The 20757-nt window shown below is 66.2% G+C and carries 25 protein-coding genes and 1 tRNA gene; 15 read left to right on the top strand and 11 right to left on the bottom strand.

The genetic code is table 11. The features are described from left to right. Nucleotides 1-7: 7 nt before the first annotated feature. Entirely contained in the window at nt 8-1405 is a 1398-nt protein-coding gene (locus tag H9532_RS13415) for a SpoIID/LytB domain-containing protein (RefSeq protein ID WP_296369362.1), read from the bottom strand. 117 nt (nt 1406-1522) lie between these two features. Between H9532_RS13415 and H9532_RS13410 the strand changes: the two genes are divergently transcribed. Then, a complete protein-coding gene (locus H9532_RS13410; protein ID WP_296369360.1) occupies nt 1523-2473 on the top strand; it encodes a ribonuclease Z in 951 nt (316 codons plus the stop codon). 107 nt (nt 2474-2580) lie between these two features. After that, a complete protein-coding gene (psbV, locus tag H9532_RS13405; protein ID WP_296369358.1) occupies nt 2581-3090 on the top strand; it encodes a photosystem II cytochrome c-550 in 510 nt (169 codons plus the stop codon). A 75-nt stretch (nt 3091-3165) separates the two neighbouring features. Here psbV and H9532_RS13400 read toward each other — a convergent pair whose 3' ends face one another. The 4 genes from H9532_RS13400 to serA form a co-directional block, all read right to left on the bottom strand. Next, complete coding sequence (locus H9532_RS13400) at nt 3166-3585, bottom strand: hypothetical protein (protein ID WP_296369578.1); 420 nt, start codon at nt 3583-3585, stop codon at nt 3166-3168. 108 nt (nt 3586-3693) lie between these two features. Next, nucleotides 3694-3993 carry a ferredoxin gene (locus H9532_RS13395; protein ID WP_010310832.1) on the bottom strand — a complete coding sequence of 100 codons (300 nt, stop codon included), beginning with the start codon at nt 3991-3993 and terminating at the stop codon, nt 3694-3696. 181 nt (nt 3994-4174) lie between these two features. Next, entirely contained in the window at nt 4175-5098 is a 924-nt protein-coding gene (gene prmA / locus H9532_RS13390) for a 50S ribosomal protein L11 methyltransferase (protein WP_296369353.1), read from the bottom strand. Nucleotides 5099-5117: 19 nt separating this feature from the next. Beyond that, complete coding sequence (serA, locus tag H9532_RS13385; RefSeq protein WP_296369351.1) at nt 5118-6704, bottom strand: phosphoglycerate dehydrogenase; 1587 nt, start codon at nt 6702-6704, stop codon at nt 5118-5120. Nucleotides 6705-6814: 110 nt separating this feature from the next. Here serA and H9532_RS13380 point away from each other — a divergent pair, with 110 nt between their 5' ends. The 6 genes from H9532_RS13380 (at nt 6815) to H9532_RS13355 (ending at nt 10943) form a co-directional block, all read left to right on the top strand. Continuing rightward, on the top strand, nt 6815-7318 hold the full coding sequence (locus H9532_RS13380) for a hypothetical protein (protein ID WP_296369349.1): 504 nt from the start codon (nt 6815-6817) through the stop codon (nt 7316-7318). A 9-nt stretch (nt 7319-7327) separates the two neighbouring features. After that, nucleotides 7328-8119, top strand: a complete 792-nt coding sequence (locus H9532_RS13375; protein WP_296369347.1) for a photosystem II S4 domain protein — start codon at nt 7328-7330, stop codon at nt 8117-8119. Between the two features lie 49 nt (nt 8120-8168). Next, nucleotides 8169-8240, top strand: a tRNA-Val gene (locus H9532_RS13370). 21 nt (nt 8241-8261) lie between these two features. Beyond that, nucleotides 8262-9635, top strand: coding sequence for a UDP-N-acetylmuramoyl-L-alanine--D-glutamate ligase (gene murD / locus H9532_RS13365; RefSeq protein WP_296369345.1), 1374 nt, complete (start codon nt 8262-8264; stop codon nt 9633-9635). A gap of 58 nt (nt 9636-9693) precedes the next feature. Further along, nucleotides 9694-10152 carry an EVE domain-containing protein gene (locus tag H9532_RS13360; RefSeq protein WP_296369344.1) on the top strand — a complete coding sequence of 153 codons (459 nt, stop codon included), beginning with the start codon at nt 9694-9696 and terminating at the stop codon, nt 10150-10152. Next, complete coding sequence (locus tag H9532_RS13355; RefSeq protein ID WP_296369341.1) at nt 10149-10943, top strand: hypothetical protein; 795 nt, start codon at nt 10149-10151, stop codon at nt 10941-10943. Before H9532_RS13360 ends, H9532_RS13355 begins: the two co-directional genes overlap by 4 nt. Here the strand turns inward: H9532_RS13355 and H9532_RS13350 are convergent. Next, a complete protein-coding gene (locus H9532_RS13350) occupies nt 10924-11151 on the bottom strand; it encodes a DUF2811 domain-containing protein (RefSeq protein ID WP_296369339.1) in 228 nt (75 codons plus the stop codon). The two genes, H9532_RS13355 and H9532_RS13350, sit on opposite strands and share 20 nt — an antisense overlap. Nucleotides 11152-11525: 374 nt before the next feature. Here H9532_RS13350 and H9532_RS13345 point away from each other — a divergent pair, with 374 nt between their 5' ends. Beyond that, nucleotides 11526-12404, top strand: a complete 879-nt coding sequence (locus H9532_RS13345) for an NAD(P)-dependent oxidoreductase (RefSeq protein ID WP_296369337.1) — start codon at nt 11526-11528, stop codon at nt 12402-12404. Here the strand turns inward: H9532_RS13345 and H9532_RS13340 are convergent. Genes H9532_RS13340 through H9532_RS13330 form a run of 3 tightly spaced genes read right to left on the bottom strand, consistent with a single transcriptional unit; the run spans nt 12367 to nt 13292 of the window. After that, the gene (locus tag H9532_RS13340) at nt 12367-12738 is read right to left on the bottom strand and encodes a DUF1818 family protein (protein WP_296369335.1); all 372 of its coding nucleotides are present in this window, start codon (nt 12736-12738) and stop codon (nt 12367-12369) included. The two genes, H9532_RS13345 and H9532_RS13340, sit on opposite strands and share 38 nt — an antisense overlap. Nucleotides 12739-12752: 14 nt before the next feature. Further along, nucleotides 12753-12983: a DNA-directed RNA polymerase subunit omega gene (locus tag H9532_RS13335; protein ID WP_296369333.1), complete on the bottom strand. Its 231-nt coding sequence runs from the start codon at nt 12981-12983 to the stop codon at nt 12753-12755. A gap of 3 nt (nt 12984-12986) precedes the next feature. Further along, nucleotides 12987-13292: a hypothetical protein gene (locus tag H9532_RS13330; RefSeq protein WP_296369330.1), complete on the bottom strand. Its 306-nt coding sequence runs from the start codon at nt 13290-13292 to the stop codon at nt 12987-12989. A 94-nt stretch (nt 13293-13386) separates the two neighbouring features. On the opposite strand from H9532_RS13330, the gene H9532_RS13325 reads away from it, so the two are divergent. From H9532_RS13325 to H9532_RS13315, 3 genes are all read left to right on the top strand, one after another. Beyond that, nucleotides 13387-14976: an Hsp70 family protein gene (locus tag H9532_RS13325; protein ID WP_296369327.1), complete on the top strand. Its 1590-nt coding sequence runs from the start codon at nt 13387-13389 to the stop codon at nt 14974-14976. Nucleotides 14977-15058: 82 nt separating this feature from the next. Continuing rightward, complete coding sequence (locus tag H9532_RS13320; RefSeq protein WP_296369325.1) at nt 15059-15892, top strand: hypothetical protein; 834 nt, start codon at nt 15059-15061, stop codon at nt 15890-15892. Between the two features lie 41 nt (nt 15893-15933). Beyond that, nucleotides 15934-16155, top strand: coding sequence for a ferredoxin-thioredoxin reductase variable chain (locus tag H9532_RS13315; RefSeq protein ID WP_296369323.1), 222 nt, complete (start codon nt 15934-15936; stop codon nt 16153-16155). A 23-nt stretch (nt 16156-16178) separates the two neighbouring features. Here H9532_RS13315 and pyrR read toward each other — a convergent pair whose 3' ends face one another. Further along, nucleotides 16179-16721, bottom strand: a complete 543-nt coding sequence (gene pyrR, locus H9532_RS13310) for a bifunctional pyr operon transcriptional regulator/uracil phosphoribosyltransferase PyrR (RefSeq protein WP_296369321.1) — start codon at nt 16719-16721, stop codon at nt 16179-16181. Nucleotides 16722-16942: 221 nt separating this feature from the next. Here pyrR and gpmI point away from each other — a divergent pair, with 221 nt between their 5' ends. From gpmI to msrB, 3 genes are read left to right on the top strand one after another with little or no spacing between them, the layout of a single operon-like run. After that, the gene (gene gpmI, locus H9532_RS13305; protein ID WP_296369319.1) at nt 16943-18517 is read left to right on the top strand and encodes a 2,3-bisphosphoglycerate-independent phosphoglycerate mutase; all 1575 of its coding nucleotides are present in this window, start codon (nt 16943-16945) and stop codon (nt 18515-18517) included. 22 nt (nt 18518-18539) lie between these two features. Next, the gene (gene secG, locus H9532_RS13300) at nt 18540-18773 is read left to right on the top strand and encodes a preprotein translocase subunit SecG (RefSeq protein ID WP_296369317.1); all 234 of its coding nucleotides are present in this window, start codon (nt 18540-18542) and stop codon (nt 18771-18773) included. 46 nt (nt 18774-18819) lie between these two features. Next, complete coding sequence (gene msrB / locus H9532_RS13295; RefSeq protein WP_296369576.1) at nt 18820-19308, top strand: peptide-methionine (R)-S-oxide reductase MsrB; 489 nt, start codon at nt 18820-18822, stop codon at nt 19306-19308. A gap of 3 nt (nt 19309-19311) precedes the next feature. On the opposite strand, the gene H9532_RS13290 is transcribed toward msrB, so the two are convergent. Further along, complete coding sequence (locus H9532_RS13290) at nt 19312-20577, bottom strand: ammonium transporter (RefSeq protein WP_296369314.1); 1266 nt, start codon at nt 20575-20577, stop codon at nt 19312-19314. Between the last annotated feature and the right edge of the window lie 180 nt (nt 20578-20757).

Here is a 20757-nt window from a genome sequence, read left to right as displayed (position 1 = left end):
GAAGCGATCAAGGCGATATGGCCAGGGAGCGCGGGTCGTCGTTCCCCCAGCCTCGCCCAGCGACTGCGGTGCGCGCCAGCTCGCTGTAGGGCTGCAGCGCCGTACCGCGGTAGTAGTGCTTGAGGATCGAGGCGTAAGACTCACCGCGCTGGGCCATCGCCAGAGCTCCCCACTGGCTCATGCCCACGCCGTGACCGAAGCCACGCCCCACGGCGACCAGCTGCACCACCTCCGGCGCCTTGGTGGAGGGCACCGGCAAGGAGAACGCCGGCAGGGGCGGCGGCGCCAAGGCTGGAGCAGCTCCGCTGGCCGAATCCTGGCTCAAACCCGCCAGGTCAGGCCCAGCTGAGCTGGCGGTGGGCACCAGCTCGAAGCGAACCCAGGTGCTCTTCAGGCCCAGGCGGGAACGCAACTGGGCTCCCGTGAGCGACAGCTGCCCCGTGGGACCCACCACCCGCGCCTGACGCACCCGGCCGGTGGGCGTGGTGGCGACTACATCAATGCCCAGAGCCCCACCGAGCTCTGGAAACGCCTGCTGCAGTCGGGTGCGATCGAGGGGCTGGCGCCAATCGCGCACCGGTGAGGCCTGATCGAAATCGGGCACGCTCACCAGATAGGGCAGTTGCCGCGGCCAGAGGTCGCCGCTGCTCTCGGTGCTGCCGCCGCTGCTGCTGTGAAACACCGCATCGATCAGGGCGTTGTTGTAGGTGAGCACCTGACCCCGCGTCGCGGCCACCGCCGCCAGGGTGGATGGGGTCTCAGCCTCCACACCCTTGTACACCTGGCTGGCCGTGGTGGCCTGCACATCGAAGGGCGCCGATGGCTTTCTCGCCTTGAGCGCATAGGTGCGGGCTGCGACCGCCTGAGCCTGCAGCGCCTGCAGGGGCCAGCTGGCGGGCATTTCACTACCCACCACGCTGGGCAGGTAGGTCTCCAGGGGCACGTGGTTCACCACCTGCAGCTGGCCTGCCTGGGGCAACAGCTGCAGCCGGCCCCGATAACGGCGTTGCCCAACCCACAGGCCCGGATCCCGCTCTTCAGCACCAGCCAAGGCTTCAAGCCACACCTCCCGGAGCTGCCACTGCTCGCTCTCGGATCCATCGGCCCGCACCAATCGCAGCCAGCCGCCATCAGGGGCTGCCTGAAGCACCACCTGTCCGCCAAGCTCCGCCAGCACCCGCCCCTGACCATCCCGCAGGCGCAGCCCTGCCGCCGACAAGGCCGGCCTCAACCGCGCTTCCTGGCCCTGCAACACCAGCACGCGCAGCACCGGCTCGTTGGGCTGATTGGAGGCGGCTGGCTGGGCGGCCTGGGGCTGGGCCGATCGCGCCAAAACGCTCGGGGTGGCCAGCAAGGAAGCCGTCAGAGCGAACACTCCCAGCGGCAGGCGTCTCAGGCGAGCCATCGCAGGCCACATCAGCAGGGCAGGTCATTGTGACGAGCGACTGACCATCCCGCCAGTGCCCAGCGGCGGCGCCATGGCACGATCAGATCAGTCACACCGGGGAACCTCCGGCCGGCCGTGCAGGTCACCTTCCTCGGCACCAGTTCCGGCGTGCCCACCCGGGGCCGCAACGTGTCGGCGGTGGCCCTGCGCCTACCGCAGCGGGCCGAGCTCTGGCTGTTCGACTGCGGGGAAGGCACACAGCACCAGTTCCTGCGCAGCGAGCTGCGGGTGAGCCAGCTCCGGCGCATCTTCATCACCCACATGCATGGGGATCACGTGTTCGGCCTGCCGGGGCTCCTGGCCAGCCTGGGGCTGGCTGGCACCTGCAGTGGCATCGATCTCTACGGTCCCGATCCGCTACGCGACTACCTCGAGGGCGTGCTGCGCACCTCCTCCACCCGCATCGGCTACCCGCTACGCAGCCACCGGGTGAAGGACGCTGCCGCCAGCGGGGCGGTGCTGCTCGACGACGACGACATCACGGTGCGCTGCACCAAGCTCATCCACCGGGTGCCCGCCTACGCCTACCGAGTGGATCAGAAGCCCCGCGCTGGCCGCTTTGATGTGGAGCAGGCCCGCGCTCTCGGCATTCCGCCTGGCCCGATCTATGCCGAGCTCAAGGCCGGGCGGGACGTGGTGCTCGACGACGGGCGCATCATCAACGGCGCCAGCCTCTGCGGCCCGGAGCGGCCGGGTTGCAGCGTTGTGTACTGCACCGACACGGTGTTCAGCGAGGCGGCGGTGGAGCTGGCCCAGGGGGCCGATCTGCTGATCCACGAGAGCACCTTCGCCCACGCCGAAGCCGAGATGGCCTTCGCCCGCCAGCACTCCACCAGCACGATGGCGGCGCAGACGGCCCTGGCTGCCGGCGTAAAACAGCTGATGCTCACCCACCTCAGCCCGCGCTACGTGCAGGGCAACCCGGTCACGCCCGACGATCTGCTCAACGAAGCACGGGCCATCTTCCCCAACACCGACCTGGCCAAAGATTTCCTCAGCGTTGAGGTGGCCGCAGGCGAGAGCTGAGGCTGCAACAGTTCGTGAGTGGCTGGGGCCTGGGCAACCAGCAGGCCCATTGGCCGTGATACAAGGGCTCTGGCGCGGTTTTCACCGCCACCTTGCCGGCTTTTTCGATGGCCTCTTCTTTCTCCTCTGCCCTCCGGACCCTGGCCCGGGTGCTGGTTCTGCCCCTGGCCCTGCTGGTGGGCCTGGCCGGCCCCGCCCAGGCTGCTCAGTGGACCGCTGACCAGCTCACCGTTCCCGCCAATGCCGATGGCGTTTCGGTGACCTTCAGCGAACAGGAGATCAAAGCGGGCCGCAAGATCTTCAACAGCAGCTGCGGTGAGTGCCACGCCGGCGGCATCACCAAGACCAACCAGAACGTGGGCCTCGATCCCGAGACCCTGGCGCTGGCAACCCCTGCCCGCGACAACGTGGACGCCCTGGTGGATTACATGAAGGATCCCACCAGCTACGACGGCGAATACAGCATTGCCGACGTGCACCCCAGCATCCGCAGCAGCGACGTGTTCGTGAAGATGCGCGATCTGAGCGACGAAGACCTGCGCCTGATGGCCGGCTTCATCCTTGTGGCTCCCAAGGTTCAAGGTTCTGCCTGGGGCGGCGGCAAGATCTACTTCTGATCGTCGAGCCACACCTTCAACCACCTTCAGCCCCTGCCCAAGCGGCAGGGGCTTTTTGATGTCTTGAGTCGCGCCTCAAGGCGGCGGTGCAGCGCCCTCCTGCTGTGGCGGAGCCGTGTTCTCGGCTTCCAGTGAAGCGGGCTGCTTGCTGTACCACCACTCCTGCAGGGGCGAGCTGAGCCGCAGGGAGAAGAGCGTGAGCACGGTCACCGTGGGGCGGGAGCCGGGCTGCAGCAGCTCCACGGCATAGGAAGGGCAGCGCCGGGCCGCCAGATCGGCCACGAAGCGGCGGCCCACGCGCCGCCAGCTGGGCTCCTTGCTGCGCCAGGCGATGCGGCAACAGGGCCAGGGCAGCTCCTCGCGGTCAAACAGGCGGCAGCAAGGCCCCAGCACCCGAAAGCTGTATTGCCCGCCAAGGCTGGTGTGCTCGCTGCCATGGGCATAGAGCTCGGCCACCTGAGGAGGTATCGATGCCGAGGCGGAGGCGGCAGGCACGGCGAGGGCGGTGTGGGGAGGAGTGGATGCAGACAAAAAAACCACCCCGAAGGGTGGTTGGGGAAATCAAGCTGCCGGGACGTGAACAGGCACGACCCGAACAGGAGCTCAATAGAGCTCTTCTTCAGCGTGGGTCTTGATGGTGCAGTCGCTGGTGGGGTAAGCCACGCAGGTGAGCACGAAACCAGCTTCGATCTGGTCGTCGTCGAGGAAGCTCTGGTCCGACTGGTCCACGGTGCCAGCGGTGATCTTGCCGGCGCAGGTGCTGCAAGCACCAGCACGGCAGGAGTAGGGGAGGTCGATGCCCTGCTCTTCAGCGGCGTCGAGGATGTACTGGTCGTCGGGAACCTCGATGGTCTTGTTGAGGCCCTCTGCCTCGCTGATGAGGGTGACCTTGTAGGAAGCCATGGAAGGGATTGGGGCTCACAGGCTCCTGGGAAAGTTCCCGGGCCCGTAGGACGGACCCTTCCTACATCCGCCAAGGCGTTGTTCTGGGGTTCTGAGGGCATCTGGCCGTGAAGCCCAATCAGACCGCAGGGCACAGATCAGCGTGCCTTATGCAACATCAGCAGATCCGGCGCGCTGATCCTTAGGCGCGTCGGATCGTCATCAGCCCCCACTGACTCTGCTGGGCGGTGAGCTCGGCACGCCAGCCCTGCTCAGCCAGCGCTTGCTCCAACCGCGGCGCCTGGTCCACCAGGAGGCCACTGAGCAGACCGAGACCATCCGGTGCCAGAACCGAGTGGAAGGCCGGACAAAGCGCCTCGATCACGGGCGCCAGGATGTTGCAGAGGAGCAGATCAGCCGGCCGCCCCTCCAGGAGCTCTGCGAGCTGCTCCACCGAGCCGAGCTCCACGGCCAGGCGATCGGCAAAACCACTCACCACGGCGTTGTCGCGCGTGGCACGCACGGCGAGGGAATCGGTATCCGCCGCCGCCACGCTGGTTGCGCCCTGCAGCAGGGCGGCAATCCCGAGAATGCCGCTGCCGCAGCCCAGATCCGCCACGCGGATCGGACCGAGATCAGGGCCCTCAGCGCTGCCCCGCTGCTCAGCCAACCGTTCGATCGCTTCCAGACAGAGGCGTGTCGTGGGGTGGCTGCCGGTGCCAAAGGCACTGCCGGGATCCATCCGGATCACCAGGCGATCGGCGTGCTCCGGCGGCAGCTCGAGCCAGGCGGGAAGGATCAGCAGCCGGGCCCCAACCGGATCGGCCTGCCAGTGCTGCTTCCAGCTGAGGCTCCAATCTTCATCGTCTTGCTGCTCCCAGCGGAGGGGAGGCAGGGTCAGGCCGAAGGTGTCGGCCAGAGGCGCCAGGGCCTGTTCCAGCTGCTGCCGTTCGGCCTCCGGCCAGTCGGCTTCCGGCAACCAGGCCACCAGCTGCCGCTGATCCGGAGCTTCAGGGCGATGGCGCACCGCCACCCTCGGGATTCCGAGGGTGTTCAGCTTCCAGATCAGAGATTCCTCGAGCTCAGGCAGCGAAGCCAGCTCCAGCCGCCACCAGGAAAGCGTCATCCGTCAGGGGCCTCCGGCTTCAGAGGGTCACCGGATGGGCTTCCTGGATGCCGTCGATGGCATGGATGGTGGCCAGCAGGGTCGCCGGCAGGGGGTCATCGAGGCTCAGCACCATCACGGCATCACCGCGCACGATGCGGCGCCCCACCTGCATCGAGGCGATGTTCACGTTGTGCTCGCCGAGCACCGAACCGAGATTGCCGATGATGCCCGGCATGTCGCGGTGACGGGTGAACAGCATGTGGCGGCTGGGGGCCACGTTCACCGGGAACTCATCGATGGTGGTGATGCGCAGCTCGCCGTCGGCGAACACCGCACCGGTGACGGTGTGATTGCCGTTGGCACTCTTGGAGCTGAGCTGCAGCGAACCACCGGCGAAATCACGGGCGGCGTCATCCTTCACCTCGAGCACGTGGATGCCACGCTCTTTGGCCTCCAGGCCGGCATTCACATAGTTGATCGAATCCCCCAGGGCGGTGGAGAGCAGACCCTTGAGGGCCGCAATCACCAGGGGCTGAGCAGGGTGACTGGCGAATTCGCCCTGCAGCCGCACTTCCAGCTCGCTGATCTGGCCGCCAGCGAGCTGGCTGAGCAGCTGACCGAGGGTTTCCGCCAACTGCAGATGGGGCTTGAGCTGCTCCATTACCTCGGCGTTGAGGCCAGGGATGTTCACAGCGCTGCGGGCCGGCAGACCCAGCAGCACATCGCGAATCTGCTCGGCCACATCGATGGCCACGTTTTCCTGAGCCTCTTCCGTGGAGGCACCCAGGTGCGGCGTGAGGATCAGCCGCTCGCTCACGCTGCGCAGCGCTGAATCGGCCTCGAGGGGCTCTTTGGCGTACACATCGAGGGCTGCACCGGCGATCACACCCTTCTCCACCGCTTCAGCGATGGCCGCCTCATCGATGATGCCGCCGCGGGCGCAGTTCACGATCCGGGCTGTGGGCTTCATCGTGCGCAGCAGCTCGGCATTCACCAGGTTTTCGGTGTCCGGAGTGCGGGGCAGGTGCAGGCTCACGTAGTCGGCCTCGGCGAACAGCTCCGCCAGCGGCAGCAGCTTCACCTGCATCTGTTGGGCGCGCTCGGGCGAGACGAACGGGTCGTAAGCCAGCAACTCCATGCCCATGGCCTTGGCCACGCGAGCCACGTGGGAGCCGATCTTCCCCAGACCCACCACACCGAGCTTCTTCTTATAGAGCTCGTTGCCCACATATTTTTTGCGATCCCATCCGCCGGCCATGGTGCTCACGTGCGCATGGGGCACATGGCGCGACAGCGACAGCATCAGCGCCAGGGCATGCTCCGCGGCAGCGATGGTGTTGCCCTCAGGCGAATTCACCACGATCACGCCGCGCTTGGTGGCCGCCGGCACATCGACGTTGTCGACACCCACGCCAGCGCGGCCAATGATCCGTAGCTTGCTGGCGGCTTCGATGATGTCGGCCGTCACCGTGGTGCCGGAGCGAATCATCAGAGCGTCGTACTCGCCGATGATGTCTTTCAACTGCTCGGGCGGCAGGCCCGTGCGCACATCCACCTGAGCCACCTGCGACAGGATGTCGATCCCTGTCTGATCGATGGGATCGGAAACCAGAACCTTTGTCATGACCCGGCGGGGTGGGGGCGGCCGGAGGTGAAGTGTAGAGAGGTGGGTCTCACGCCCCCCGCCACAGGCTCAAGCCGTGGAGAATCAAGCCATCTGAGAGCTGGAACTCTGTGGGCAGCAGCGTGGTGGTGGTGGTGGCGGAGCGCAAACGGCTGCGGCAACTCACCGAGCAACTGAGCCAGCTCACTCCGGCGCCGCAGCGGCTGGTGGCCATCGGCCAGGGCGAAACCGACATTGCCGAGGTTGCTGAACTCAACCCCGCTCTGGCGAGGCGGATTCGGCAACGGCGCATGTCCACCTGGCTGATCCCCTTCGGATTTTTTGCCGGTCTCACCTTCACCTTCATCACCGATCTCGACACCTTCGCCTTTGCCGGCCCGATCGGCTCCCATCTGATCGGTGGCCTTTTGGGACTGGGATCCGGGTGGATGGGCAGCTTCGCCGCGGCCGCCAGCGTGAGCTCCGATGTGGATGATCGGGTGCGCGCCCTGCGCAACCGCCTCGATGAAGGCAACTGGCTGCTCCTGGTGGAGATGCCCAACGGCATCGAAATGCCCTGGACACGGCTGCAGGAAGCCCGCCCCAAAGCGGTGGTGCGGCTCAACGACAACTGATGACCCGCGATGCTGCCGCGCGACACGCTGCTCAAGGGAAGCCGCTGCCCTCAGGAGCTGGGGGCCCTGATCGATCTGGCGGAGGAGGCCCTGCGCACCTGGGAACCGCGCTGGAGCGGTTTCGTTGATGCCGAAGTGAACGAAGAAGCCCAAGCGCGGCTTGGCGCGCTCAGTGAGGTGACTCTCTTGAGCGATGGAGGCTGGCCCCAGGCTGAACGCTGCCGCCTGCTGATCCGCCGGGCCGACATCACGGCTGATGGCGAGTCACCAGCTCCTGCCGCCGCCGTCTGCGGACTGGTGGTGAGCGGCAACTTTCTGTTCGACCCGGCGGAACCCGCCGATGTGCGCCAGGGGTTGCTGCAAGCGGGGCTGAAGGCCGCTGATCTGGGCGATCTGTGGATGCGCGGCGATCGGGGCGCCCTGGCTGTGCTCAGCCAGGAGGCTTCAGTCCTGGCCGATAACCGAGAGGCTCAGGTGCGCAGCGTGCCGGTGCGACTGCAGGTGGTGCCGCTCGAGCAGGTGCAATGGCCCGCCCTTCGCTCACCGAAGCAGCTGAGCAGTGTGGAGGCCTCCCTACGGCTGGATGCGGTGGGCTCGGCCGGGCTCGGCCTCTCGCGCAGCCGCATGGCTGACTTGATCCGCCAGGGAGCGGTGCGGGTGAACTGGCAGGTGGTCACCAGCCCGAGCAAAGAACTGCGCTGCGGCGATCGGGTCCGACTCGATGGGCGCGGTGAGCTTGAAATCCTGGAGGTTCAACCCACCAAGCGAGATCGCTGGCGGCTGGTGATGCAGCGGCGCTGAGGCTTATCAGAGTCTCAGCTGCTAGGTTCCTGAAGCCGCAAGGCTCTGAGGGCGATTAGCTCAGAGGTAGAGCACTACCTTGACACGGTAGGAGTCACTGGTTCGATTCCAGTATCGCCCACTTGTTTTGATGCCCACGCAGATGTCACTGCAGGTGGTGCTGGGCCTTGGGCGCTCGGGAATCGGTGCGGCACGCCTGCTCCATCAGCGCGGTGGCTCGGTGCTGGTCCTGGAGAGCGGTGACAGCCCCGCCCTGCAAGAGCGGGCGGAGGCGCTTCGCGTGGAAGGCATCGATGTGCGGCTGGGGATTCCGCTCGAGCCCTCCAGCTTCACGGCATTATCCAGCCGGCCCGAAAGGGTGATCGTGAGTCCTGGCATCCGCTGGGATCACCCCACCCTGGAGACCCTGCGCAGCGACGGCATCCGGACCGACGGTGAGATCACCACCGCCTGGGAAGCCCGGGGGAACGTGCCCTGGATCGGCATCACAGGAACCAACGGCAAAACAACGGTCACCCATCTGATCGCCCACCTGCTCCAGCAGGCCGGCCTCGATGCACCGATGTGCGGCAACGTGGGTTTCTCCGCAGCGGAGCTGGCGCTCGAGCGCGGCAGCGGGCCGCTTCCGGCCTGGCTGGTGGTGGAGCTGAGCAGCTACCAAATCGAATCCGCACCGGCCCTGGCACCGCGCATCGGGGTGTGGACCACGCTCACGCCTGATCATCTCGAGCGCCACGGCACCCTCGACAACTACCGGGCGATCAAGCGCAGCCTGCTGGAGCGCTCCGACGTGCGCATCCTCAACGGCGACGATCCCGACCTACGCAGCCGCGCCGCCAGCTGGGATCACGCCCGCTGGGTGACAGCCGGCAGCCGTGAGCAGGCCCGAGCCGCAGGCTTCGAACCCCATCTGTGGATCGAGGCCAATCAGGTGTGTCAGGCCAGCGGACCGCTGTTGCCGGCCGATGCCCTGGCCATGCCCGGCGCGCACAACCGCCAGAACATGCTGATGGCCGTGGCGGTTGGCCTTGAGGTGGGGCTGAGCCCCGCTGTGATGAGCGAGGCACTGCACGCTTTTCCTGGTGTGCCCCACCGGCTCGAGCTCATTCGCCGGCTGGATGGCGTGGCCTGGTTCAACGACAGCAAGGCCACCAATTACGACGCCGCCGAAGTGGCCCTCAAGGCACTGCCGGGCCCCTTGGTGGTGCTGGCCGGCGGTGAGGCCAAACAAGGCGACGCCGCAGGCTGGCTTGCCGGCTTGCAACGCGAAGCCCGGGCGGTGGTGCTGTTCGGCGCCGCACGGGAAGCCTTCCAACAACTGCTGCAGAACAGCCACTACGAGGGAGCCATTCATGCGGTGGAGGGGCTCAGCGAAGCAGTGCCCCTGGCACGCCTGATCGCCACTGAACGCAACTGCCAAGCCGTGCTGCTCTCGCCAGCCTGCGCCAGCTTCGATCAATACCGGGATTTCGAAGCCCGCGGAGAGCATTTCCGCCAGCTGGTGCAGAGCCTCTGACCCTGCTCGGTGCCACCGCAGCAGCACCGCTAGCCTCGCGGCACCGCACACAGCAGCGATGGCCCATTGGCTGATGAAAAGCGAACCCGATGTGTACGGGATCGAGCATCTTCAGCGGGAAGGCACAACGCTCTGGGATGGGATCCGCAACTATCAGGCCCGCAATTTCATGCGGGCGATGCAAATCGGCGACCGCGCGTTCTTCTATCACTCCAACGCCAAACCGCCCGGCATCGTGGGGCTGATGGAGGTGGTTGAAACGGGCCTTGTCGATCCCAGCCAGTTTGATCCCTCCAACAAATACTTCGATCCCAAATCCAGTCCGGACAAGCCCCGCTGGGACTGCGTGCGGCTGCGCTATGTGGGCACCTTTCGCGAACTGCTGAGCCTCGATGCCTTGCGCGAGCAGTTCAGCGTGGAAGAACTAACGGTGGTGCGCAACGGCAACCGGCTCTCGATCCTGCCCGTGCCGGATGCCAGCGCCCAGCGACTGCTGGAGCTGTTGGGGCCTCTGTGAGCCCCGTGCGGCTGAATGGCTGGGGCGCCTTCCAGCAGAGCTGGGCTGGCGTCAGCCGCCAGCCGCTGTTGCTGGGGTTCAGCCTGAGCGCCCTGGGCACCCACCTATTGGGCTGGGCCCTGTTCGCCGCTGCTGAACAGGTGGACAGCGGGGTGCTCGCAGCCCTGCTTCACCTGAGCGGCATTGCGCTCTATGGCGGCAGCTTGATCTGGATGATCGAGGGCTTCACGCTCGCTGGCCTGGCCATCGCGCGCGGGCAGCGCATTCACTGGCATGAGCTCAGCCCCGCCGAATGCCGCCACAGCGGACGGCTGTGCCTCTACCTGATCTTGCTGGCTGCAGCACTGGCCGCCATCGCGCTGATCGCTGGCCTGGTGTGGTCGCTGGCGCTGCTGCTGCTGCCTGGCTTAAGCGCCGTTCCCGCCCTGATCGGCCTCCTGGCCGCCGTGGCTGTGGTGGTCAGCCAATTGTTCGGGCCTTGCCTGGTGTTGGACACCCGGCTGAAGGGCATCGCCCTGTTTCGCCAGGGGGTTTGGTTGCTAGAGCATCACGGACCCGGGCTGCTGCTGCTCTGCAGCGGCCTCGCCGGACTGCTGATCATCCCTGTGCTGATCGGGCTCCTGGCGGAAGGACTGATTTCAGGCCTCGGCCCGTTAGCCACCGCGATGGCGTTGGTGGTGGTGTTGCCGCTCATCACCACCACCGTGACGGGCGCCTACGTGCAGCTGCGCCCCGAACTTCAGACCAACCCCGCCAACCTCAACGCCAGCTTCAAACGATCGGATCGGTGAAGCGGCGCTGCTGTGGAAACAGGTTGGCCAGATAACAGCGGGTGATCTCACGGCTCTGCACGCCGTTCTGCACCAGAAAGCCGGCCAGGGCCGCTTGGAACAGGCGGTACTGATCCCAGTTGGGGTGCGCCTCGATGAAACCCTGCATCGACTGAAGCAGGGGCTCAGGTACCTCGGCTCGCATGCTCACCGTGCCAGCACTGTCCATCCAGATCTCCCCGTTACGCCCACCAGTTCCCCACAGGGTTGAGCCCCGGTCAACCAGTCCCAGACAGGCCTGTTCGCAAGCGCTCTCAGGGCAAGAACCCACCTCCAGCAGGGCATCTGATGCGTCCGGCCACAGCCCGCCCCAGAGAGCTGGCAACCGAGGCTGCGGCTGTCAACGGGAAAGCGCGGAAGAGCCCCGTTCTCCCCAGGGGCCAGCAGCAGCGGGGCAGCGGCCGCAAAGAGCTGTGGAAAAACCGGGCAAAAGCCTGGGGAAGAGCGGCACACCATTGGGAGAACAGCGGCAATCAGCAGTGCTGATCAACGGCCCGATCTCAGGGCCGATCTCATGGGGGCAACTCAGGCAAGCTGAGCGCCATGACCATTGCTCTGCTTGGAACGGGCCTGCTCGGCAGTGCCATCGCCACGCGGCTGCTGGCTTGCGGCCACAGCCTCAGCGTGTGGAACCGCAATCCCGAACGCTGTGAGCCCCTGCTGGCGCTCGGCGCCCGGCAGGCCACCAGCCCGGCCGCGGCGGCGGCTGAAGCCGATTGGCTGCTCACCGTGCTCAGCGACGGACCGACCACCCACGCCGTGCTGATCGACCAGGTGGCGGAGGAGCTCCGGGGCCGCCGCGTGCTTCAGATCGCCACCATCGGCACGGCTGAAAGCCGGCAACTGAGCGATGCGGTGGCGGCCCTGGGTGGCTCCTATCTCGAGGCACCGGTTCTCGGTAGCCGGCCGGAAGCCCTGGAGGGCACGCTTCAGCTGATGACCGGTGGGCCAGCGGAGCTCATGCAAGACGCCCTGCCGCTGCTCCAGCAGCTCAGCCGAGAACCGGTGCATCTCGGGCCGGTGGGCAGTGCCATGACAGCCAAGCTCGCCCTCAACCAACTGATCGCCAGCCTCACCCATGCCTTCAGCCTGTCGCTGCACCTGGTGCAGCAAGGCGGTGTGGAGCTGGAGCCGTTCATGGCGCTGCTCCGCAGCAGCGCCCTCTACGCGCCCACCTTCGACAAGAAGCTGCAGCGGGAGCTGAGCGGCGACTACGCCAACCCCAACTTCCCCACGGCCCACCTGCGCAAGGACCTCGATCTCTTCATCAGCGCTGCCCAACAAGCCGGTCTCAACAGCGAAGGGCTCTCTGGGCTGGCGGCCCTGTTGCAGCGCTCCAGCGCCGCCGGCCTGGATGCCCTCGACTACTGCGCCCTGCACCAGCTCACGGCTGGCCGAACAGCTGCTGAAGGGCCTGACTGAACGGCCTGGACGCCTGCACAGACCAGCTGCCTTCCAGCGCGCGTTGCCCAGGCGCGGGGGTGAGCACCACCCGCAACGACCAGTGGCGACGGTCGCCCTCAATCGCTAGCCACCAGGGATCACGCTCGAGTTCCAGCTCGATCTCCTCCTCCTCCATCAGCTGATCCACAAGCCCCTGGTGCTGGGCCACCAGATCAGCCACGGCATCGCGCAGGGCCTCGGCCTCAGGCTCGGTGAGCTCCGCGGCCCAGCCCTCGCCAGCCATCAACACTGAAAAGGGTTGGCGGCTGCCATCCCAGGCCAACCGCCAACCCTCTCCTTCGCGTTCAATCACAGCAAAGCTGCTGCTCAGCCGGGCAGCAGGTCAGGCTGATCTTGTTCGTCGCTCAGCTCGATGATGGCGCGCTGCACGGGCTTCACCATCGAATCCTCAAGCAGACCATCAAAATCATCAAAGCGACGCTGCTTGGCGCGGAAGGCGATCCGCACGGTTGTGAGATAGCGGTTGCTGGAGTGCCGAACGAGGCTCTCGGCGCGCTGAGCGAGCTCCTTGGGGCTGACGTTAACGCCGAGATACATGAACTAATCGCCGATGGATTCATCGTAGGCCAGGAGGCTGCTCGGCAAGGGCACACTCACGGGGAACACCAGGGGCTCAGCACCAGGGGCCAGCAAGCGGATTTCCCGCACCAGCGCCAGGGCTTCCAGGGGAGGCCGCAACAGCCCCACCACCCGGCAGACCATGGCCCGGTGGGCACAGTCGCGGCATTCGATCCGCAGGCCACTCCAACCGCGGGACACCCGGCAGGCCCGCAGCGGATCCAGACGCCGCAACAGCTCGGGATCCTCTCGATAGAAGGACAACACGGCCTGGATCACACGCTCCATCGCCCCTCCCGCCTCCTGGAGACCCACTGGTCTCACCATGCAGGCGAAGACTGCGCCACGCTCAGGGGCGTTGTGTTCCCTTCAGCTTTCATCCGTGGCCGGCACCCTTGCCATCGACCTGGGCAGCACCACCACCGTGGTGGCTTACCAAGGCAGTGGCGATGTCGCCGCCACGCTGCTCGATCTGGCACCGATCAGCTCCAGCGAGCCCAGCGTGGTGCCCAGCCTGATCTGGCTGCAGGAGCCCAGCTCAAGCCAGCCGCTGATCGGCCGGCAGGTGATCGAAGCCGGCCTGCTCGAGCAGGGCGGAGCCGGCCTGCATCGCGACTTCAAGCGCCGCATCGGCGCCGGCAGCGCCTCAGCCACTGAGGCGGAACCCCAGGGCGGCTGGCTCAGCCCGGAGCAGAGCGGCCAGCTGTTGCTGGAGCAGATCTGGCAGCGCCTGCCGGAGCAGCTGCAGCCCCAGCGGCTCGTGCTCACGGCCCCGATCGACAGTTACCGGGGCTATCGCCAGTGGCTGCTCGAGGCCACCAGCCAGCTGCAGGTGCCGGAGATTGCCCTGGTGGATGAACCCACGGCAGCGGCGATTGGCGCAGGGCTGCCGCCGGGGAGTCGGGTGCTGGTGATTGATGTGGGCGGCGGCACCACCGATCTGTCGCTGGTGGCCCTGGAAGGAGGCGAGGGCAAGGCGGCGCCCATTGCCCAGTTGCTGCGTTTCGGCGGCCGCGATCTCAGTGCCAGCCGTCAGAGCCTGCGCACCGCCCGGGTGCTGGGCAAAGCGGGCCTGGCCCTGGGGGGCCGCGATCTGGATCGCTGGATCGCCGCTGATCAGGTGGAGCGAGGCGGCGCCCTGGTGGGAGTGGATCCCACAACCCCCTCCCTGCTGCACTGCTGCGAGCGGCTGAAGTGCCAGCTCAGCGATACCGAAGAGGCGCTGGCTCTGTGGAGCCCAGGCCCTGGTGAACGGCCCCTCGAACTGCGCCTGAGCCGCCGCCAGCTGGAGGAGCTGCTGCACGAGCGGCAGCTGGTGGCGCTGCTCGATGACCTACTGGAGCAGGTGCTGGCCGCAGCCAGAAGCTGCGGCGTGGAGGCAGAGCAGATCGATGCCGTGCTGCCCGTTGGCGGCAGCAGCCGGCTGCCGCTGATCCGGGCCTGGCTGCAGGAGCGATTACCCCAGGTGCCGCTGCGGCTCGAGCGCCCTGTGGAGGCGGTGGCCCTGGGGGCGCTGCGGCTCACCCCTGGCGTCAGCGTGAAAGATGTGCTGCAGCGCGGAGTCTCCCTGCGCTGCTGGGACCAGCGCAGCGCCGAGCACCGCTGGCATCCGCTGTTCCTGCCCGGTCAACCCTGGCCCAGCGAACAGCCCCTGACCTTGCGCCTCGGCTGCAGCCGCCCCCAACAAACAGAACTGGAGCTCGTGCTGGGTGAACCCCAGGCGGAAGAACGCAGCGAGGTGGTGTTTGTGAACGGTCTGCCGGTGCTGCGGCGCCAGAGCGCCGGCACGGCAGCGGTGCAAGCCTGGGCTGAACAGCCCGCTCGGATTCCGCTCACACCTGCCGGTGAACCGGGAAACGATCGGCTGGAGCTCCGCTTTGCCATCAACAGCCGCGGTGAACTAACCGTGGAAGGACGTGATCTGACCAACGATCAACCTGTGCCGCAGCAACGGCTAGGCAGCGTGCGCTGACGTGACGGCTGCAGGGCTGCACCCGATCGGGTGATCCAGGGAGCATCGATCCATAGAACGGATGGATTGATCGGGCATCCCCTTGGCCATCCGCCGGCACCGGCTCCCGCGTTTCTGGCTGGTGCTCACCCTTGGCCTGGTGGCCGCCGGCGTGGGCTCGGCCTACTGGTGGGAGAAGCAATTGCCGGAGCGCCTCGAGCAGGCCGCTGCCCAAGGCCGCCTCGACGACTGCCTGCGCTACGGCGAACAACTCGCCGCACTGCGCTGGCTGGGTGGCAAGGCTCCCCTGGAGCAAGGCCGCTGCCGGCGCCTCAAGGCTGAAGAGCTCTGGCGCAAGGGGGCCTGGGCCGAAGCGCTGAAACTGCAACTGCAGCTGGTGAACTCAGGCACCAGCACGCCTGCGGATCAGCAGCAGCTCCTCAGCTGGCAGCAACAGCTGGAAACACGAGCGCTGAATCTCTATCGCGAGGGCCGGCTGGAAGAAGCGCTGAAACTGCTCAGCACTCTCAATGCCGCCCACAACGCCGGCGGCACCGCCCTGGGCGATCAGCTCAGCGAAGACTGGAACCGCCAGAAGTTCCTCAAACAGCGGGCGGAGCAACTGATTCCGCAGAAGCGCTGGTGGGAAGCCCTCGATGCGCTCAACCGCATCGAACACCCCTGGTGGAAGCAGCAATCGGCGCCGTTGCGCCGCCAGGTGGAACAGGGCATCGAGGGTCTGCGCAGCGGAGAGCAACGCGAGCACGATGTGCACGGCGGCTCCCTGAGCTCCAACGTGCCGGCTGAACGGCTCAACGACCTGATCACCCAGAAACTGGCCCAGGGGATGGACGACTGGCAGGCTTTCAGCGCGGCCTGCCGTGAACTGGGCGGGCGCGTGGTGGAGGCTGGCCCTGAAACCGCCTGTCGCCGCTGATCACGCGTGACAGGATGGGGCACCCATCGCCATCACCCTCGATGCAGGCAGGAGATCAGGTCCAGGTGAGCCAGAGCGTGGTGGTCTTCCACCATCCCGAGCATCGCGGCCAGGCCTTCGATCTCAAGGGCCAGCAGGGTGAGGTGTTCCAGGTGCTCAACGACTACAAGGGGCGCACCATCAGCCCCACCATGCCGGTGATCGTGGCGTTTGGCCGTTTTCGCGCCCACTTCCGCTCCGATGAGCTCGAGCCGGTGGCCTGATTACACGCCCAGCTGAATTCCGTTCAACCGGCTTCCTTGATCAGGAACACACCCTCCTCCTGATCGATCGCCTGGAGGCAAAGGGCAATCAACTCCTGCCGGCTCGTGGGCACCACCCGTCCGCAGAAATCAGGTTGGATTGGCAGTTCGCGATGGCCGCGATCCACCATCACCAGCAGCCGCACCCGCCTGGGCCGCCCCCAGGCCTGCAATGCCTCGAGGGCTGCGCGCACGGTGCGCCCGGTGAAGATCACGTCATCCACCAACACCAAATCGCGCCCCTCCAGGTCGGCAGGCAGCTGGGTGGGGGTGGCCAGCCGGGTGCCGATGCGCGCGAGATCGTCGCGGTGGAAGGTGGGATCGAGGCTGCCGCAGGCAATCGGATGGCCGCACAGCGCCTCAAGCCTTTGGGCCAACACCTCCGCCAGAGCCACCCCACGCGTGGGGATGCCCACCAGCACCAACTGCTGGCTGTCGGCCACACTCTCCAGCACCTGGGAGGCGAGGCGATTGAGCGTCCGTCCCAGCTCGTCGGCCGAGAGGATCTCCATGCGATCGGCGTACATCCACGCGCTGCCGGGCGCCGATGGTACCGGGATCAGCGGGTGTGACCAAAAGCTGACGCAGACGGGATCACGCCTGGACCAGCCCTAGGCGCAGGGTAGGTTGGACTGAGAAGGCGTTGCGGAGAGGCAGGATTCCCCGGGTGACAGCTTCACCGTCGACCGATCAAGAACAACCGACAAACGGTTTCGGAGGCGAGTCACACCGCGGCGGCGTTGCCCCAGTGGTGCTGTGCATCCTTGATGGTTGGGGCTATCGCCACGACGACGCCCACAACGCGATCCGGGCTGCAGACACCCCGGTAATGGATGCCCTCTGGCATGCCTACCCCCATACCTTGATTGAGGCCAGTGGCGCCGATGTGGGGCTGCCCGACGACCAGATGGGCAACTCGGAGGTGGGCCACCTCACGATCGGCGCTGGACGTGTGATTCGCCAGGAGCTGGTGCGGATCAGCCAGGCCGTGCGCGACGGCAGCATTAATCACAACCCTGAGCTCAACGCTTTAGCCGACCGCCTGGTGGCCAGCGGCAAAACGCTGCACCTGATCGGCCTCTGCTCCGATGGCGGGGTTCACAGCCATATCGATCATCTCGGGGGGCTGCTCCAGTGGGCCGCAGGGCGCGGCCTCCAGCACGTGTGCGTGCATGTGATCACCGATGGTCGCGACACCCCAACCCAGAGCGCACCGGGCTACCTGAGCACGATTGAAGGCCAGATCCGCAAAGCCGGCGTCGGCAGCATCAGCACCATCTGTGGCCGCTACTGGGCCATGGACCGCGACAACCGCTGGGACCGCACCGAAAAGGCCTATCGCCTGCTCTGCAACGACGGTCCCGCTGAGGCTCCATCCGCCTTGGAGGTGCTCGAGAGCGCTTACGCCAACGGCATCACCGATGAGTTCATCGAGCCCACACGGCTCAATCCCGGCTGCATCGCCCCGGGCGACGGGGTGGTGTGCTTCAACTTCCGACCCGATCGGGTGAGGCAGATCATCCGTGCCCTGGTGCTGAGCGAGTTCAACGACTTCCAGCGCGAGCAGATCGACGACCTGGCCGTCGTCACCTTCACCCAATACGAAGCCGGTTTGCCGGTGGCCGTGGCTTTCCCGCCGGAATCCCTCGATGGCCTGCTCGGTCAGGTTGTGTCGGAAGCCGGCCTGCGCCAGTTCCGCACCGCCGAAACCGAGAAGTATCCGCACGTCACCTACTTCATGAATGGTGGCATCGAGCAGCCCTATCCCGGCGAAGACCGCCACCTGGTGCCCTCTCCCCGCGTGGCCACCTACGACCAAGCCCCGGCGATGTCGGCCGAGCAACTCACCGAGCACTGCATTGCCGCCATCAACAAAGGCATCTACGCCTTAGTGGTGATCAACTACGCCAACCCCGACATGGTGGGGCACACCGGCGAAATGAACGCCACGATCGATGCCATTCACACGGTTGATCAAAGTGTGGGCCGCCTGCTGGAGGCCACCAACCGCATGGGCGGCACCCTGCTGGTGACGGCCGACCACGGCAACGCTGAATTGATGGAAGGCCCGGATGGCCGGCCCTGGACCGCCCACACCACCAATCCGGTGCCGGTGATCCTGGTGGAAGGCGAAAAGCGGAAACTGCCTGGCCATGGCAATGCGGTGGAGCTGCGCAGCGGCGGTGGCCTTGCCGATATCGCCCCCACGCTGCTCGAAATCCTGGGGTTACCCCAACCAGCCCGCATGACCGGCACATCTCTGGTGGTGCCGCTCGGCAGCCCGGCTGTGCCCAACAGGATTCCCCAGACCTTGGGAGTCTGATCCGGCCCTTTAGGCTTCCGCCATGCTCCAAACCGTTTTCACCTGGATCTGGCTGGCCAGCGGCATTCTGCTGATGATCAGCGTGTTATTGCACAGCCCCAAGGGCGATGGCATGGGCGGCCTGGCCTCCAGTGGCAGCTCCATGTTCAGCAGTGCCCGCAGCGCCGAGGCCACGCTGAATCGCATCACCTGGACGCTGCTGGCGGTCTTTCTTGGTCTGGCCACGGCCCTGAGCGCCGGCTGGTTCAAGCTCTGATCACAACCCTGATCACACCTCAGCCTTTCCAACCCGCACCTTGACGATGCCCCGCCGCAGTTTTCTGGCGAGCCTCACGGCTCTGTTCAGCCCGATGCTGGGCGCCAGCGCTGCGGAGGCGGCGTCAGCGGCGGCGGACCCACAGTGGAACCTCAGCGATGCCGAGTGGAAGCGGCGCCTGAGCCCTGCCGCTTACCAGGTGCTGCGCAAGGAAGGCACCGAGCGCCCCTTCAGCAGCCCCCTCAACAACGAAAAGCGTGCCGGCACCTTCAACTGCGCCGGCTGTGATCTGCCCCTGTTCAGCTCCAAGGCCAAATACGACAGCGGCACCGGCTGGCCCAGCTTCTGGCAGCCCCTACCGCAGGCCATCGGCACCAAGATCGATTTCAAGCTGATCGTGCCGCGCACCGAATACCACTGCAAACGCTGCGGCGGACATCAGGGGCACGTCTTTGATGACGGCCCCAAACCCACCGGCAAGCGCTACTGCAACAACGGCGTCGCGCTCACCTTCAAACCAGCCAGCAAGGGCTGACGCTCACATCGTGAACTCGGTGTTGTAGGCCTCCTCGCCATGGGCATTGATGTCGAGGCCTTGGCGCTCCTCGGCATCGCTGGCCCGCAGCGGGATCACCATGCGGAGGGCCTGGAGGATCACAAAGGTGCCCACACCCACCCACAGCGCGGTGAAGCCGGCCGCCTTGATCTGAATCAGCAGCTGAGCGGGGTTACCAGCCAGCAGACCGTTGGCGCCAGCAGGATTCACCGAAGACAGTGCCAACACACCGGTGAGCAGGATGCCCAGCAGGCCTGCCACGCCATGCACCGGCAGCACATCGAGGCTGTCGTCGAGGCGAGAACGGTTCTTGAGCTGGAGGGCCCAGCTGCAGAGGAAGGCCGCTGCAAAACCGATCACCAGGGCACCCAACGGGCTCACATAACCGGCAGCGGGGGTGATCGCCACCAAGCCCGCCACCGCACCGGTGGCCACACCCACCGCCGTGGGCTTACCGCGTTGCACGGTTTCAATCAGCATCCAGCCCAAGGCCGCGGAGGCACCGGCAGTGTTGGTGGTGAGGCAAGCCAGCGAGGCCAGATTGCCGGCCACCAGGCCACTGCCACCGTTGAAGCCGAACCAGCCGAACCAGAGCAGACCGGCCCCCAACAGGATGAAGGGCACGTTGTGCGGCGGGGCATTGTGCTCGGGATGGTTGCGGCGACTGCCCACCACCGCGGCGGTCACCGCAGCCCCCACGCCGGAGGCCATCTCCACCACCAGGCCACCGGCGAAATCCAGGGCACCCAGGCCCTCAGGGCCAAGGAAACCGCCAGGCCCCCACACCATGTGGGCCAGGGGCAGATAGATGAAGGTGCTCCAAAGCAGCACAAACAGCATCCAGGCGCGGAAGTTCATGCGCTCCACCACCGCACCTGAGATCAGCGCGGGGGTGATGATCGCGAAGGTGAGCTGGAAGAACGCCACGGCGCCGTGGCTCAGCTGACCATCGCCGTAAGGGGCCGACCAATTACTCAAACCAGCCCATTGCAGGCCACCGATGAACGGCGCCAGGGGGCCACTGCCGGGTGAGAAGGCAAGGCTGTAGCCAAACAGCACCCAGAGCACGCTCACCAAGCCCATGGCAGCAAAGCTCATCACCATGGTGTTGAGCACATTGCGGCTTCGCACAAAGCCGGCATAGAAGAGGGCCAGAGCCGGCGTCATCATCAACACCAGCGCTGCACTGATCAGCACGAAGCCGTTGTTGGCTGCATGCTGCGCTGGTTCAGCCGCAAAAAGAAGCAAAATCGCCTCAGCAGGTGCTGCGACCTTCCTGCGCGCCCACACCATTATTCGGTAGCGAAAGCTACCGTTGCGCCGCCATTTCGTGTCGTTCGTAACACTTCATTGGTGCGGCCGCCATCCCAGGCCCGGCTTCCACCAGACACGAAAAAGGGAGGGCCGAAGCCCTCCCTGGATGCATCA

The organism is Vulcanococcus sp. Clear-D1, assembly GCF_014654725.1.
GTDB lineage: Bacteria > Cyanobacteriota > Cyanobacteriia > PCC-6307 > Cyanobiaceae > Vulcanococcus.
This window is presented reverse-complemented; position numbering and strand designations above follow the sequence as displayed.

Bases quoted from the DNA above. Each gene is read 5' to 3' on its own strand.
- H9532_RS13415 (WP_296369362.1), bottom strand. From the start codon at position 1,405: ATGGCTCGCCTGAGACGCCTGCCGCTGGGAGTGTTCGCTCTGACGGCT.
- psbV (WP_296369358.1), top strand. From the start codon at position 2,581: ATGGCCTCTTCTTTCTCCTCTGCCCTCCGGACCCTGGCCCGGGTGCTG.
- H9532_RS13395 (WP_010310832.1), bottom strand. From the start codon at position 3,993: ATGGCTTCCTACAAGGTCACCCTCATCAGCGAGGCAGAGGGCCTCAAC.
- prmA (WP_296369353.1), bottom strand. From the start codon at position 5,098: ATGACGCTTTCCTGGTGGCGGCTGGAGCTGGCTTCGCTGCCTGAGCTC.
- serA (WP_296369351.1), bottom strand. From the start codon at position 6,704: ATGACAAAGGTTCTGGTTTCCGATCCCATCGATCAGACAGGGATCGAC.
- H9532_RS13375 (WP_296369347.1), top strand. From the start codon at position 7,328: ATGCTGCCGCGCGACACGCTGCTCAAGGGAAGCCGCTGCCCTCAGGAG.
- murD (WP_296369345.1), top strand. From the start codon at position 8,262: ATGTCACTGCAGGTGGTGCTGGGCCTTGGGCGCTCGGGAATCGGTGCG.
- H9532_RS13360 (WP_296369344.1), top strand. From the start codon at position 9,694: ATGGCCCATTGGCTGATGAAAAGCGAACCCGATGTGTACGGGATCGAG.
- H9532_RS13350 (WP_296369339.1), bottom strand. From the start codon at position 11,151: ATGGACAGTGCTGGCACGGTGAGCATGCGAGCCGAGGTACCTGAGCCC.
- H9532_RS13345 (WP_296369337.1), top strand. From the start codon at position 11,526: ATGACCATTGCTCTGCTTGGAACGGGCCTGCTCGGCAGTGCCATCGCC.
- H9532_RS13335 (WP_296369333.1), bottom strand. From the start codon at position 12,983: ATGTATCTCGGCGTTAACGTCAGCCCCAAGGAGCTCGCTCAGCGCGCC.
- H9532_RS13330 (WP_296369330.1), bottom strand. From the start codon at position 13,292: ATGGAGCGTGTGATCCAGGCCGTGTTGTCCTTCTATCGAGAGGATCCC.
- H9532_RS13315 (WP_296369323.1), top strand. From the start codon at position 15,934: ATGCAGGCAGGAGATCAGGTCCAGGTGAGCCAGAGCGTGGTGGTCTTC.
- pyrR (WP_296369321.1), bottom strand. From the start codon at position 16,721: ATGTACGCCGATCGCATGGAGATCCTCTCGGCCGACGAGCTGGGACGG.
- secG (WP_296369317.1), top strand. From the start codon at position 18,540: ATGCTCCAAACCGTTTTCACCTGGATCTGGCTGGCCAGCGGCATTCTG.
- msrB (WP_296369576.1), top strand. From the start codon at position 18,820: ATGCCCCGCCGCAGTTTTCTGGCGAGCCTCACGGCTCTGTTCAGCCCG.